12 protein-coding genes are annotated in these 14186 nt (G+C 70.0%); 4 read left to right on the plus strand and 8 right to left on the minus strand.

Going from position 1 to position 14186, the window contains the following annotated elements:
• Positions 1-173 precede the first annotated feature (173 nt).
• The 5 genes from CRYAR_RS15670 to CRYAR_RS15690 form a co-directional block, all read right to left on the minus strand.
• Positions 174-2699, minus strand: a complete 2526-nt coding sequence (locus CRYAR_RS15670) for a helix-turn-helix transcriptional regulator (RefSeq protein WP_157017731.1) — start codon at positions 2697-2699, stop codon at positions 174-176.
• On the minus strand, positions 2696-5116 hold the full coding sequence (locus tag CRYAR_RS47060) for a helix-turn-helix transcriptional regulator (RefSeq protein ID WP_169745037.1): 2421 nt from the start codon (positions 5114-5116) through the stop codon (positions 2696-2698). The genes CRYAR_RS15670 and CRYAR_RS47060 overlap by 4 nt, the downstream gene beginning before the upstream one ends.
• Positions 5113-5409: an SDR family NAD(P)-dependent oxidoreductase gene (locus CRYAR_RS43120; RefSeq protein WP_051570304.1), complete on the minus strand. Its 297-nt coding sequence runs from the start codon at positions 5407-5409 to the stop codon at positions 5113-5115. The genes CRYAR_RS47060 and CRYAR_RS43120 overlap by 4 nt, the downstream gene beginning before the upstream one ends.
• 614 nt (positions 5410-6023) lie before the next feature.
• Complete coding sequence (locus tag CRYAR_RS15685; protein WP_035851605.1) at positions 6024-6479, minus strand: carboxymuconolactone decarboxylase family protein; 456 nt, start codon at positions 6477-6479, stop codon at positions 6024-6026.
• The gene (locus tag CRYAR_RS15690) at positions 6476-7180 is read right to left on the minus strand and encodes an SDR family oxidoreductase (protein ID WP_211247471.1); all 705 of its coding nucleotides are present in this window, start codon (positions 7178-7180) and stop codon (positions 6476-6478) included. Before CRYAR_RS15690 ends, CRYAR_RS15685 begins: the two co-directional genes overlap by 4 nt.
• Positions 7181-7309: 129 nt before the next feature.
• On the opposite strand from CRYAR_RS15690, the gene CRYAR_RS15695 reads away from it, so the two are divergent.
• Positions 7310-7777: an RrF2 family transcriptional regulator gene (locus tag CRYAR_RS15695; protein ID WP_035862985.1), complete on the plus strand. Its 468-nt coding sequence runs from the start codon at positions 7310-7312 to the stop codon at positions 7775-7777.
• Between the two features lie 806 nt (positions 7778-8583).
• On the opposite strand, the gene CRYAR_RS15705 is transcribed toward CRYAR_RS15695, so the two are convergent.
• The gene (locus CRYAR_RS15705) at positions 8584-8952 is read right to left on the minus strand and encodes an ArsR/SmtB family transcription factor (protein ID WP_035851609.1); all 369 of its coding nucleotides are present in this window, start codon (positions 8950-8952) and stop codon (positions 8584-8586) included.
• An 87-nt stretch (positions 8953-9039) separates the two neighbouring features.
• Between CRYAR_RS15705 and CRYAR_RS15710 the strand changes: the two genes are divergently transcribed.
• Both CRYAR_RS15710 and CRYAR_RS15715 read left to right on the plus strand, forming a co-directional pair.
• Positions 9040-10365, plus strand: a complete 1326-nt coding sequence (locus tag CRYAR_RS15710; protein ID WP_035851612.1) for an NAD(P)-binding domain-containing protein — start codon at positions 9040-9042, stop codon at positions 10363-10365.
• Positions 10366-10368: 3 nt separating this feature from the next.
• Positions 10369-11607: an MFS transporter gene (locus tag CRYAR_RS15715; protein WP_084700533.1), complete on the plus strand. Its 1239-nt coding sequence runs from the start codon at positions 10369-10371 to the stop codon at positions 11605-11607.
• A gap of 9 nt (positions 11608-11616) precedes the next feature.
• On the opposite strand, the gene CRYAR_RS43125 is transcribed toward CRYAR_RS15715, so the two are convergent.
• Positions 11617-12012, minus strand: coding sequence for a hypothetical protein (locus CRYAR_RS43125; RefSeq protein ID WP_157017737.1), 396 nt, complete (start codon positions 12010-12012; stop codon positions 11617-11619).
• Positions 12013-12616: 604 nt separating this feature from the next.
• Positions 12617-13297 carry an SDR family NAD(P)-dependent oxidoreductase gene (locus CRYAR_RS15725; protein WP_035862999.1) on the minus strand — a complete coding sequence of 227 codons (681 nt, stop codon included), beginning with the start codon at positions 13295-13297 and terminating at the stop codon, positions 12617-12619.
• A 184-nt stretch (positions 13298-13481) separates the two neighbouring features.
• Here CRYAR_RS15725 and CRYAR_RS15730 point away from each other — a divergent pair, with 184 nt between their 5' ends.
• Positions 13482-14147, plus strand: a complete 666-nt coding sequence (locus CRYAR_RS15730) for a TetR/AcrR family transcriptional regulator (RefSeq protein ID WP_035851614.1) — start codon at positions 13482-13484, stop codon at positions 14145-14147.
• Positions 14148-14186 lie beyond the last annotated feature (39 nt).

Below are 14186 nucleotides of genomic sequence, written 5' to 3' on the forward strand. Positions count from 1 at the left end.
ACGAGTGCGTCCTCCGCCTCGGCCGGAGGCTTCGTCGGAGCGTTCGTGTCGTCCGGCGACGTCACGGTGTCCGCTGCGCCGCTGTCCGGCGCGGCGGGGGAAAGCTGCTGTACAGAGGGCATACGTCGACGCTAAGCATGTTGTCGCCGCCGCACATCACCTCGACCTCGCGGCTAGTACTCATCCCTGTTTCGCACCAACTCCGCGAGCTCGGCGCGGTTGCGTACACCAGTCTTGGCATAGATCCGACGCAGATGGACCGCCACCGTGTTGGGGGAGAGGAACAGCGCATTCGCGATCGCCCGGTTGGTGCGTCCGGCGAGGACTTCGCGTACGACGCGTTCTTCGCTCGGCGTCAGTCCGAACCCCAGTTCCGGCTCAGCGGCGGTGACGGCGCGTAGGCCAGAGGAGCGGAGCAGCTTGTCGATCCGTGCTGTCTCGCGGTACGCGCCGCACGCGAACCACTGCGCCCGGGCCTCACGCAGCGCCTCGGCGCGCTCGGCCGGGTCGGCCGTCGCGTCTGCGAGGTCCTCGGACGCCTGCGCGGTGAGCATCGGGCGCCCGAGCTCGCGGTAGGCCTCGCGGGCGGCTCGCAACGTTTCGGCTCGCCGCGCCATCACCCCGTCCGCGTGGAGCGCCGCGGCGTTCGGCAGCGGAGCGTCGGTGCGCGAGGCGAGTTCGGTCAGGAAGGTGCCCAACTGGCTCGCGTGCGCCGAGAGGCCGTGCCGCACCAGGATCCGCAGACGCAGGATCTCGTCGGTGACACCCCGCGCGATCGCGTAACGAGAGTGTCCGTCGAGTCCTTCGGCGAGCCGGGCCCACTCCGCGACCTCATCGGCGGACGTCGCCTCGACGGCGACGAGAAGGCCGACCGCCGCTGTCGCGCGTCGCGCGCTGTCGGCGGCCAACCGTTGCTCGAGGATGGGCCGGAACTCGTTCAGATCCGACGTGTTCCCGCGCAGATGGGCGATGCGGACGAGCAAGTTGACGGTGTTGGTCTCGATCCGGCCGGGCGGCCCGATCAGGTGCCCGAGCTGGCGGGCGGCCCGGAGGCCGGCTGCGGCGTCGGTCAGCCTGCCGGCCTCGATCTCGCAGGTCGCCCGCACCATGAGCAGCGGCGGGACAGCGAAGACGTGGCTTCGGCGCTCGGCCTCGTGTGCGCAGGTATCCAGGACATGGATGGCTTCGTCGAGTCGGCCGAGATCGGCGAGCAACTTCGCCCGGAAGATCGATCCGATCCACCACTCCGGTCCGTGGCTTCGGTCCGTGGGGATCTCGCTCGCGGTCGAGGCGTGCCGCAACGCCTCGACGAGATCGCCTTGCGCGCTCACACTCAACGTTCGCGCGAGGTCGACCAGCGCGGTCGTCCGGGCGTCGGCCGCGCCGGCGGCCAGGTCTGTGACCTGTGCGATCTCGTCGGGATCGAACAGGTTTCGGTAAGCCCGGCAGATCATCCGCACGGCCTCCAGCCGTGCGTGCTGGTCCGCGGTCGCAGGTCGGCTCAGTGCCCGCTCCGCCAGATCCTGGGCGGCCTCGGTCCACGAGGAGAAGAACAGCTCGGCGAGCGCGAAGCTCGCCGCCGGCGGGTGGTCTTCACCGAGCCGTGCGACCAGTTCCGCGGCCGCAGCCGGGTCGCCGGACTGCACGGAGTACGACATGGCGCGCGCAGTCGCCTCGTCGATGTCCGCCGGCGATCGGGCCGCCGCGGCCTCGCGCCGGGCGAGGAGCGCGGCCGTCGGCAGGTCGCGCCGTGCGACCAGTGTCGAGAGATCGCGCAGAACGGCCGGAGCGAGGTCGGGGACCCCCTGCTCCCGGAGTACGGCGACGAGCCGGGTGACCGATTCATCCCGGACGAGCGTCGTCACGGCTCGGGAGACGAGATCGTCGTCGGCACCTGGGGCAGCGAACATCCGTTGCACCACCCGATGGCTGAACCGGAGGTCGGGTCCGTCGTCAACGAGCACCCCGATCTCCACTGCGGCGAGCAGCGGTGCCACGATCGCCCCGATCGGCCGGTCGAGGACCGCAGCGAGGTCCTCCGGGGAGAAACTGAGGCCCAGGACAGCGGCTGCGGTCAGTGCCGGGTGGTGTTCGGGCGGCAGGTCGTCCAGCAGCGCTTCCGGCCATCCCCGGCCGGTGTCGCGTTTGGCGGTCTCGATGACGTACCGGGGAAAGCGGGGCACCGTGTCCAGGACTCGGGGTGCGGCGCCGCTGCGGACCCGGAGCGCGAGCGTCTCGGCGTCGCCGCGGGACAGCTCGCCGAGTCGGTACCGCCGGTCGGCCGGGTGCGCCCGGATGCCGGGGCCGATCGAGTCGCCGGCGACGACCCAGAGCACGGCCGTGTCTCCGAGCGACGACGGAGCCAGCTCGGCCACTCGTCGGGTAGTCGCGTCGCAGTGTTCGACGTCGTCGATGCAGACGACGATCGCACCGTGAGGCTCGCTGGACTCCGCGGTCCGGCGGCGTGACCTCGCCAGACCGTAGAGCGAGAGCGGAAGCCCCGGACCGGCGTCGACCCGCGTGATGCCGGCGGCGTCAGCCGCCTCGTCGACGACTCGCAGGAGCGTCGTCCTCCCCGACCCGGCTGGGCCTTCGACGATCACCACGCCCCCGCGCCCGGTCCGGAGCTCCGACAGGGCCTGGGCGAGCGCGGCGAGTGTTTCCGCGCGACCGGACTCCAGAAGCTCTGCTCGGATCATCGGGCGCGCACCCACTCGTTCAGCTCCTTCCGGGATCGAATGTCCAGTTTCGTGTAGACGTGACGGAGGTGAGTCGTCACCGTGTGCGGCGACAAGCCGAGTTCGGACGCGATGCGGCGCACCGAGCCACCCCGCGCGGCGCTGTCGACGATCCGGCGTTCGGTAGGAGTGAGCGTCGGAGCACCGGTTCGCTCCGGCACGATCACATGTCCGTGAAGGCCGAGATGCCATCGGATCCGCCATGCGTCCCGCTGCGCTCCCAGCGCGGTGAGCCGACCGTGGGCCTCTTCCATCAGCGCTGCCCCGGCGGTGTCTCCCGCGCCCAGCAGGACTGCTCCGTGGTCGGACAGCGCAGCCGCTTCGAGGAGCGGTCGCCCGAGCAGGTGCCAGCCGTGGCGTGCGCGTTCGAGCGAGCTCGCGTCCACTCGTACTACTCCGTGGAGATGATCGGCCACGGTCACCGCCAGTACGTGGTTGCCGCTGCCGTCGAGGCGTGCGGCGGCCCGGTCGACGAGATCCTGGCCAGCCCGCTCGTAGCCGTTGATGCGGAGGGCCCGGCCGATCAGCACCTCGTCGGCCGGATCCAGCCAGGGCAGCGGCGACAGCGTGTCAGGGTCGATCGAGCGACGATCGGGCGCGATCGATCCCTGCGCGTCGTCCAGCAGGAAGTACCACCAGGCCCGGCGGCCTTCGGCCTCGCTTCCCGCCTCGACGTGCGAGCGGTCGAGGACCGCGCGCAACTCGTCGAACTCCGCCAGGGCGCCCTGGTGCAGGGCGACTTTGAGCCTCACCGAGAAGGCGATGGCCTGCAGTCGGTCGTGGACACCCCACTCTCGCTGCGACTGGGTCGCCGCGAGAACCGCGGCGTCTTGAGCGTCGTCCAAATGGCCGAGAGCCAGATGCGCGAGCGCCCGCTCGCCGTGCAGGAACTGAGTAGCCAGGGGCTGGTCGGCCGTCGCGAGGTCGTCGAGCAGGCCGTGAACGCGTCGCAGACCCTCGTCGGGATCGCCGAGCACGGTGGTGAGGTGCGGACTCCAGATCATCTCTGGCATCCACTCGGCCGTCGGGGCACCAGAGCGGCGCCAGGTCGCATCGGCGAGCGCGGTCAGCGAAGCCGATCGCGTGTACTCGCCCCGGTAGAAATGCCGAATCGCGTCGCACGTCTGGAGGCGCGACAGCGCTTCGTCGTCACCACTGGCCCGAGCTTCTGCCAGTGCCGCCGGCAGCTGGGCGTCGACATCATGAACTCGGCCGAGGGTCGAGAGACACCGCATTCGGACACCGTGCAAACGCGCGCGGATCGTCAGGGGGACCCCGGGGATGGCTAGCGCGGTCGTGGCCAGCTCCAGGGCTCGCTGGGGTGTTCCTTCGAGGCGGGCCAGCCAGAGCAGCACCTGCGCTTCGACTTCGGCGCGGCCGCTCTCGGCGAACACCCGCTTCGCCAGCAGCCTGGCCTCGTCGACGCGGGAGGTCTGCCACAACAACGGCAGGAGCCGCCAGGCCAGGTCGGTGAGCTGCTCATCGGGATCGGTGAAGAGCGCCACCGCAGCGTTGCCGTAGTCAGCCGCCGCCTCGGGTTCGACGTCGACGAGCTCGTCCATCGCCTCGGTGAGGATGCTGATCGCCACGGAATCGCGGGGCCGAGCAGACGACATCGCGCGCTCGGCGGACAGCGTCGTAGTGCCGGTCCGTCGGCGCGCCAGGCGCAGTGCACCTCGCTCGAGAGCGGATCGTATGGACGGCGGAAGCTCCGCGTTCAACACCTCACGGTGGTAGGCGTTGCGCAGCACGTAGCGGCCGTCGTGGACCGCGGCGATCCGGCATTCGGACAGTGCATCAGCAGCAGACAGGCAGGTCCGGGGGGTCTCGTCGCTCAATTCGGCCAATTCATCGGCGGTAAGCGCGAAATCCGACGCGGCGAGCAGGCGCGCGATGAGCAGTTCCCGGCTGTCGAGCTGCTCGATGTGCCCCGAGGGCAACTCACTGCGTCCCGCGGAGGTCCGCACGATCCACGCCGGGGAGTCGTCCTCGGCGTGCGCCGCGGTATCCAGCCACTGCCGGGTGACCGCATCCAACGACTCTTCGTCATGTGCAACCAGCAGAACCCCGTCCAGCTCGTGGACCTGTCGCCGGATGGCACGAACGAGTCGGCGGGACGTGCGGACGGGAAGCCCGGCGGCGCCCATCAGCGGGACACCGGGCGGGTGACCGACCCGACGGAGCCCGCGGATGAGCGGGCCGAGTGCGAACGCGCGGAGCTGTGGGTCGGGCAGCAGGTCGACAACGAGCAAGCCGGCGTCACGCCCGGCTTGTGCCATGGGGCGCAGATCGTCATCCGGAGGCACGACGAGCACGCGCCCTCGGCCGTCGGTGAGGTCTCGAAGCAGAGCATTGAGGGCGTCGTCCGGGACGCTCATCGGAGCTGGGCGGCGGACAGTCGCCATAGCCGTTGGGCGTTCTCGGGATCCAGTGAATAGGCGGCGACCGACGCGGCCAGGCCGGCGGGTTGCTCAGGCCGGCGATGCCCGACGGTGGTCGCGGCGCCCTGCGCGGGCGGCTTGTCGCTGTTGAACGCGTTCACCGTTATCCCATCGGATTCCCAGCGTGCGGAGGCACGGACCGCGAAGAATTTCACGGTGGTTGTGGACTGCGCGTAGGCCAGCATGGGGTCGTACGGACGGAAGTCGAAGTCTATGTCGTCGAAAACCATCGGCGAGAACAGGTGCGTGCTCGAACCGGCCGCAACGACCCGGGCACCGCGTGCCGCGACCAAGGCGGGGCGCAGTCCGACGGTGAGTACGAAGTGCCCGAGGTAAATGGCTAAGAATCGTGCATCCCACCCGCGAAACGTGTTGGCTGGGGGCTCGCCATCGCCTCGGCGCTGCTGACGAGTAGGTGCAGCGGGCCGGACCGCCCATTGACGAATGCCGTGATCGAGCCGCGGTCAGTGAGTTCCAGTGCCCGTACCTGGATACCTCGATTGTCGGTCTCGGCCGCGATGAGATTCGCGGCGCGGCAGCCGGCGTCGCGGATCGGCCAGCACCACCCGCGCGCCTCGACGGGCGAGCGTCCGGGCCGTCTCGACACCGATCCTGGAGGTGCCGCCGGTGATCAAGGCGCGCTTACCGGTCAGGTCGACACCCTAGCTCCACAGCTTCCTCACGCTCGGCATAACCGCGCGCTCCGAGCTGGCTGCCGCGCTGGCGCCCCCTTCTCGCGTCGATGCGCCTCCTCGCTGACGACTGTCGATGCCGGACTCTCGCCGGACGGAGGCCTGGCCCCGCTGGACCGAGCCGGACCAGGGTTGGCGTCCGTGAGGCCGTCTTACGTCGCGCGGATCTTCGCGGGCATTTGCAGAGGGGCGCCGAAGCGGTTGAACGCGTTGATCAGCGCCACTTGGACGACGAGCGCGCCGAGTTCTTCGTCGGTCATGACGTTGCGGACGCCGGCCCAGATTTCGTCGCTGACGCCGTGGGGGCTGAGGGTCGTGGCGGCCTCGGTGTATTCGAGTGCGGCCCGTTCGACCGGTGTAAACAGGGCCGATTCGCGCCAGGCGACCAGTTGGTAGATGCGGTTCGGGGTCTCGCCGAGTTCGAGCGCTTCGTGGGTGTGCAGGTCGACGCAGTGCACGCAGTGGTTGATCTGTGAGGCGCGCAGCTTGACCAGTTCGCGGATGGTCGGGTCGAGCGGGGAGGTCCGGATGGCTTGTTCGGCGGTGTAGAGGGCTCGGGCTGCCTGGGGTGCTGCTTTCGGCAGGTTGAGGCGGGGCTGGACGTTCACGTTGTCTCCAGAGTTGTGGTGGACCAGTCTTCAAAGGTCGTCCGGCCGAGACGGGCCGGACCGAGGGGGACGAGTGAGTCCGGCACGATCGGGACGCCGAAGTAGCCGGCCGCGGCGTCGGATCTGACGGGCCGGTGATCGCCGTGAGCGGCGAGGACCGGTGCGATTAAGCGGGTGAATGCTCCGCGTTCGGGACCCGCGATCTCGACGACGCTGTTGAGCGGGGCGGACGTGGCGACATCGGCGACCGTGGTGGCGACGTCGGCCGCGGCGATCGGCTGCAGGTCTGCGGTCGGGAGCACGATGACGCCGCCCTGGGCCGCGCCTGTGCCCATGGCGGTGAGGTTCTCGAAGAACTGGGTGGACCGCACGGTCGTAAATGGGACGCCCGAGTCGGCGACGAGCCGCTCCTGCGCCTTCTTGGCGTCTAAATAGCCCGGGTAGGAGAGCCGGTCGACGCCGACGATCGAGAGCACCACGTGGTGACGCACCCCGGCCTGGCGTTCGGCGTCGAGCAAGGTGTGGGTGGACGTGGTGAAGAAATCCATCACGACCTCGGGGTCGAACACCGCGCGGTTGGTCACGTCGATGACAACGTCCGCTCCGGCGACCGCGTCGGCGACACCTTCGCCGGTGGTCGTGTCGACGCCGGTTTCCAGCGCGGCGGTCACCACGTCGTGGTCTCGCAGTAATGCGACCACTTTGGCCCGATGAGTCCGGTTCCACCGACGACGACGATGCGCATCTTCAGCCCCTCAACTCGGATATTTCTTGTCCGTGATCGTACTCGGACAAACTTTGTCCGTGTCAAGTAGGCTGGCGCGGTGAAGATGTCCGGCGGGGTCGAGTGGGGGCTGCACTGCTGCGTCGTGCTCTGCGGGGCGGGCGAGCCGGTGCCGGCGGCGAAGCTGGCGAAGTTGCACGACGTATCGCCCAGCTACCTGGCCAAACAGCTGCAGTTGCTGTCGAAGGCCGGGCTCGTGCGCTCGACGCAGGGGCAGTCCGGCGGCTATCGGCTGACCCGAGACGCGGCCGAGATCACGATGCTGGACGTCGTCGAGGCGATCGACGGGCCGCAGCCGGCGTTCCGGTGCACGGAGGTGCGTCGGCGCGGGCCGATGGCCGTACCACCGGAGCGATGTGCGACCCCGTGCCCGATCGCACGGGTCATGGACTCGGCCGATCGAGCCTGGCGGGAGTCCTTGCGCGTGGTGACGATCGCCGACCTCGCCGCCGAGGTCGACACCACGACACCGCGCGAGTTGCTCGATCGAGCCCGCGCGTGGCTCTCCGCCTGAATCCAGCGATCGCGAGTGTCGGGCCGGACAGGGTGGCCCAGGTCAAGGTCCGGTGATCAGGTCCGGCTGCTGTCGGCGATATTGAACGGCCCACTGAGCAGGCCATCTGGTTGAGCCTCGGTCTCGGACTTAAGGCGGCGGCGCCGTTAGCGCTGTGATCGCGTCACACAAGGCCGTGGTGTCTGCGATCGCTCGCCGGCAGTCGGCTTCGGTGAGAGTGAGTCGCTGGCCGAAACGGGCGGTGCTAGTGGCCCCCAGTGCGTCGAGAGCGACGACCTCGGGCGGAAGTGGTCCGCAGGCCGGGCAGAACCGGTGCTCCCCGAATACCGCGTACCGCACTCGGCAGCCGGCGCACTGCCGGATCCGGACGAGGTTCTCCTCGTTGATGCCAGGCAACGGAGCAGGGAAGAACGGCTTCGGCCGATAGGTCATCCGGACACTGACCATCGACGATCCGCGGGACCGGATCGGTCGCTTGAACGCCTGCCCGAGCGCTTGACTGATCATCTGCGCCCCGACATCCGCGGCGGCGCGCTTGGCCCGGGCGAGCTGCTGCCGGGTCAGGAAATGGCTGTGGCCCTCGTGATGGCCGCAACGTGGTCGTCGCCGGGGATTGCGACGTTCATCCGGACCCGGTCGCTGTCGCTGGAAGTGATGCGGGCACCGTCCGGTAGTCGGAAGCACCCAGCTTCGTTCCGCATGGGCTCGGTTGTGCCCGGTGTAAATCGGAAGTGACATTCAGTTACCGCCGCGAGCGGTCATCTGGTGCATCCGGCTGGACGCCCGGGCAGGACGGCCGGTGATCTTCAGGCCGACGCGGTGGCCTCCACCGGCGCGAGTGCGCGAGCAGCAGCAGCCAGCGCCTCGGGGACGATGCGGTAGTAAGCCCACTTGCCGCGCTGTGTGCGGGTGATCAGGCCGGCCTCGGCGAGCAGTTTCATGTGATGGGAGACGGTCGGCTGCGCGAGCCCGACGGGCGCGGTGAGGTCGCAGATGCAGGCCTCTCCGTCCGGGGACGCGGCGATCAGGGACACGAGCCGCACCCGCGTCGCGTCCCCGAGCGCCTTGAAGACCTTGGCCAGTGCCGCGGCGGCGTCCTCGTCGAGCGCTCCGCCGGTGACCGGCGAGCAGCACGCGGTGAACGCCAGCGGTAGCGGAACTGAGGTAGCGGCCATGTCATCCAGTCTGACATCTCGGATTGACGGATGTCGATACGAGCGGCAGGCTGATCGTATTCAAGTTCGTCGATGTGGTGGAGGTGTGTGGTGTCTGATCTCCCGGTGGTCGTCGTCGGTGGAGGCCCGCAAGGGCTGGCCGCAGGGGCGTACCTGCTCGAGCGTGGTCTGACGCCGCTGGTCCTGGAGGCCGGTCCGTCGCCTGCGCATGCGGTGAGCCAGTGGGCGCACGTCCGGCTGTTCTCCGGGTGGAACGAGCTGGTCGATCCGGCCGCCGCGCGTCTGCTGGAGCCGACCGGCTGGACCGCCCCGACCGAGGGCTACCCGACCGGCGGCGAGTGGATCGAGTCCTACCTCGCTCCCCTGGCCTCCGCGCTGGGCGACGTGGTGCGCGTCGGCGCACGAGTGACCGGCGTGTCCCGTAAGGGCCGCGACCGGCTGGTCGACGCGGGCCGGGACGAGCAGCCCTTCACCGTGCACGTCGCCTACGCCGACGGGCGGGAGGAGAGGATCGACGCCCGCGCGGTGATCGACGCGTCCGGCACCTGGACCGCCCCCAACCCGGCGGGCGCCGATGGTCTCCCGGCGCTGGGCGAACGGGCTGCGGTCGAGGCAGGCCTCGTGACCTACCTTCCGCCGACGCCCGAGCAGGTCGAGCAGTTCGCGGGGAAGCACGTGGCCGTCGTGGGCGCGGGGCACTCGGCGATGACCGCGGTCATCCAGCTCGGTGCGCTCGCCGAAGCCCACCCCGGCACCCGAATTTCCTGGGTCGTGCGGCGTGGCGGCACCGGGATCTCCTTCGGTGGTGGGGCCGCCGATGAGCTTCCGCAGCGCGGCGCCCTCGGGCTGGGCGCGAAGGCAGCGGTCGACAAGGGCTTCGTCGAGCTGGTCACCGGGTTCCGCACCGACCGGATCACCGTCGCCGACGGCCGGTCGGTCCTCACCGACGAGAACGGCGTCGAGCTGGCACCGGCCGACTACGTGGTCGTGCTCACCGGTTTCCGGCCCGACCTGTCGTTCCTCTCCGAGATGCGCCTGGAATTGGACGCCACGTTGCAGGCGCCGGTGCGGATCGCCGCCGAGGTCGACCCGAACCTGCACAGCTGCGGCGACGTCCGGGCCACCGGCGCGGCCGACCTGGCGCACCCGGAGAAGGACCTGTACCTCGTCGGGATGAAGTCCTACGGACGGGCGCCGACGTTCCTCGCGATGACCGGCTACGAGCAGGTCCGCTCGGTGACCGCCGCTTTGGCCGGGGACCACGAGGCCGCCGCACGCGTCGAACTGGTCCTGCCCGACACCGGGGTGTGCGGCGGGAGCGGCGCGTTCGACGATCCCGAGGCGGCCTCCGGTGGCTGCTGCGGCGCACCGGCGAGCCCGCAGATCGTCGAGCTGACCGTCGGCGCCCGCTGACCGATGGCTCAGCGTCCAGCCCTGTCCTCCCGCCGTGAGATCGGCACCGCCTCGCGACGAGAACTGGGCTGGGCGCTGGGCGTCCTGTGCCTCACCGAGATCGTCTCCTGGGGCGTCCTCTACTACGCCTTCCCGGTGCTGGCCGCCGACATCACCGCCGACACCGGCTGGTCCACCGCGGCCATCACGGCCGCGTTCTCCGCCGGCCTCGTCGTCTCGGCCCTCGTCGGCATCCCGGTCGGACGCGTGATCCACCGGCACGGGCCGCGTTGGCTGATGACCGGCGGCTCAGCGCTGGCGGTCACCGCCGTCGTGCTGCTCGCGGTCGCCCCGTCGTTCCCCCTGTTTCTCGCCGGGTGGCTCCTGGCCGGTGTCGCGATGTCGTGCGTCCTCTACGCCCCGGCGTTCGCGGCCGTCACCGTCTGGTTCGGACCTCGACGCGTCCGGGCACTGACCGCGATCACGCTCGTCGCCGGGTTCGCCAGCACCGTCTTCGCGCCGCTGACCGCAGTGCTCGATCAGCACCTATGCTGGCGAGCCACGTATCTGGTGCTCGCGGGAGTGCTCGCCGTGCTGACCGTCCCGACGCACTGGTTCGGGCTCCGGCCGGCCTGGCCGAACACCGAACAGACCGAGAACACGACGTCGACCGACGACACCCGGGCGAACAGTCGACCCGTGCGGCCGCTCGAGTTCTGGGTCCTGGCAGCGGCGTTCACCGTGAACACGGTCTGCCTCTACGCCGCCGTCATCAACCTCGTGCCGCTGCTGCACGGACGTGGTTACTCCCTCACCGCAGCCGCCTGGGTGCTCGGCATCGGCGGCGTCGGCCAGGTCCTCGGACGCCTCGCCTACGCACCGCTGGTCCGCCGCACCGGTCTGACCGCGTGTACCCTCGCGGTCTTCACCACCGGCGCGGTCACCACCGGTGTGTTCGCCGTGCTGCCCGGACCGTATGCGGCCTTGATCGTGGTCGCCCTGATCGCGGGCAACGCCCGCGGCCTGGCCACACTGCTCTCGGCCACCGCCGTGTCCGACCGGTGGGGCACCGCCCGCTTCGCCCGCCTCAACGGCGTGTTCAACGCCCCGATGATGCTCGCGACGGCAGTGTCGCCGTTCATCGGTGCCTGGCTGGCGGGACCACTCGGCGGCTACCCCGAGGCCTTCGCCGCACTCGCCGTACTCGGGCTGGTGGCGGTCATGCTGGCCGCACGGCGTGCCCCCACTGAACCGCGCGGATAGCTCTGGTGGTCACACGCGAACGTCTCGGTGGCCGGGTCGGTGCTGGCGGCTCCAGAGCTGCGCGGCCACTTCGACGGCGTCCCAGGGCGAGCTGAGTGGCGGGGTGTAGGACAGGTCGAGGTCGCTGAGGTCTTCGACGGTCATGCCGTGGGCGGTGACCCAGGGCAGGAAGCGGCCGACACGGTCGAAGATGTGGTCGTAACGCCGCGCGCTGATGGGCCGCCGGTTGCGGTAGCGCAGAAGCTGGGCGTTCGGGTCACCGTCGCCGCGGGTGTCGCGGTGGTGTTCCAGGCCGCGCATGAGCGTGGGCGAGACGGGCTGCTCACGGATCGTTTCGCCCTTTTCGGGGAGCCGCACGGCACACCGTTGGGTATCGAGGTCGGCGGGGCCGTAACGCGAGGGCACCGCCGCGACGGCAGGCGATTTCGAGGTGGATCCGCAGGATCAGCCCGTCGAGTTCGGGATCGTTCCCAGTCGTGGTGGCGGTCCGCACTATCGCGGCGACCTGGGCGTCGGCCAGTGCGTGTCGGGTGCTGGTCGGCCGGCGTGGTTGCTTGGCGCGCGCGGCGGGATTGCGGTCGGCGGCGATGTCTCGGTTGCCCGGGAACCCGGTCGCGGCCCGGTCCGAATCATCCGCGCGGAAGCCCGTTCGGATCGCGGGTCCAGGGCTGGCGTCAACTGCGCAAACGCACCGGCAGCAGGACGGGCCGTTTTGCACATTGCCGCCACCGGCCCACCGAGAGTCCGCTAGTGATCTCTCGGGGGTCAGTAGTCGTTAGCGACGAGATGATCCCGTGCGGCGCCCGGACTGATGAGGCGGCAATGTGGGCTTCGGCCGCGGGCTGCCGTCGCTGCGTTGGTGGGGATGACGGTCAGGGTGCAGGGTCCGCCGCCCCGGTGCGCCTCCGGCCTGGCCCCGCCAGTGGGCCGGGTTGGCCCGGGTGGTGTGGGGGTGGCTGGTGGTGGTCGGGTCAGCTTTTGAGCGCGAAGGCTCCGAGCCGTGCGAGCGTTAGGCGGCAGCGTACGGGTGCTCGGCACCATCTCGCTTCGTGTAGATGTCCCAGTAGTGTTGGGCGATGGCGTCGGCCTGGGTCTCGGGGCCGCCGGCTCCGATCCAGGCGAAGATCGGCACGTGCGCGGCGTAGACGCCGGTGCCGGCGGTTGCCTGGTGCAGCTTCAGCGTCCAGGTGCGGAGAGCGGCGGCGCCGACCGCGACGGTGGCGAACTCGGGTGGCGCGGCGAGCGGATCCACCGAGGATCCGCCGGTCGTGAACAACAGGGTGCCCGAGTCGCGTTCGATCATGTCGGGGAGTACCTGCTGCGCCGCGGCGATGCCGCCGTAGAGGTAGTAGTCGAGTTGGGGCTGGAGGTTGTCGACCGTCACGTCCAACGGCCCGGCCATGGTGATGCCGGGTACGGGGTTGTGCGGGGCGGGCGAGTACTCCAGCACGTCGACGCGGCCGAACCGTTCTTTGATGCGGACGAGCGCGGTGGTGAGGGACGGCCGGTCCATGATGTCGGCGGCGAACCCGGCGGCGTCGATACCGGCTTCGCCGAGTTCCGCGGCCAGGCTGTCAAGCTTCTCCTGGGTCCGCGCGACGAGCGCGACGGAGAAGCCGTTGCGTCCGAACACCTTGGCGATCGACAGCCCCAGTCCGGGGCCGGCACCGATGATGGCGATAGTGGGCATGGCGAACTCCATTCAGATTCAGCCGAACGACGGTGAGGACAGCCCTCGCAGTTCCGCTATGACCTGGCGATAGCCGGCCTGCCGCCGCTGGCCGGTACGCGCAGCCCGCATAAGTGGAGCTTGTCCTTCACTTCACCGTAACACGGAAGTGGTGGCCCGGCTCCACTTATGAGATCGTTGAGGTGTGACCACGTCGAGGCCGCGTGACCGGCCGCTACGCACCGACGCCGCACGTAACCGCACGGCAATCGTCGTTGCCGCTCAGGGTGCTTTCGCCGAGTGCGGCCTACAGGTGCCGTTCGACGAGATCGCCCGGCGCGCGGGAGTCGGCGAGGCCACCGTGCACCGCCGCTTCGGGGACCGGGCCTCGCTGATCGCGGCCGCCTTCAGCGACAAAATGGCTGGCTACGCCGAGGCAGCCGCGCAGGCCCTCGCGGACCCGGACCCGTGGGAAGGATTCTGCGGCTACGTGCGTCGGGTGTGCGCCATGCAATCCGGCGACCGTGGCTTCGCCGACCTGCTCACCCTGACCTTCGCCGCGTCCGATCCGGCCGTCGATGAACTGGAGCACCGGCGTAACCGCGGGTTTCGCGACTGGGTCGCTCTCGTGCGCAGGGCCAAAACGGCGGGACGGCTCCGCCGGGACTTCCACCCCGATGACCTGATCGTGTTGCTCATGGCCAACGCCGGCGTGGTTGCCGCTACCGCCACCACCGCACCCGACGCTTGGCGACGGCACGTCGAGTACATGCTGCAAGCCTTCGCCGCCGACAACCTCCAACCCCTACCGGCGCCACCCGCCCGAACCGCTCTCGTCGATGCCATGCGACGCACGCAGGGCAGTCCATGAGCCCGTCCGGCGAGTCGCCCCGGTGCGACTTCTTCTGCG

Source organism: Cryptosporangium arvum DSM 44712, assembly GCF_000585375.1.
Classification (GTDB): Bacteria; Actinomycetota; Actinomycetes; order Mycobacteriales; family Cryptosporangiaceae; genus Cryptosporangium; species Cryptosporangium arvum.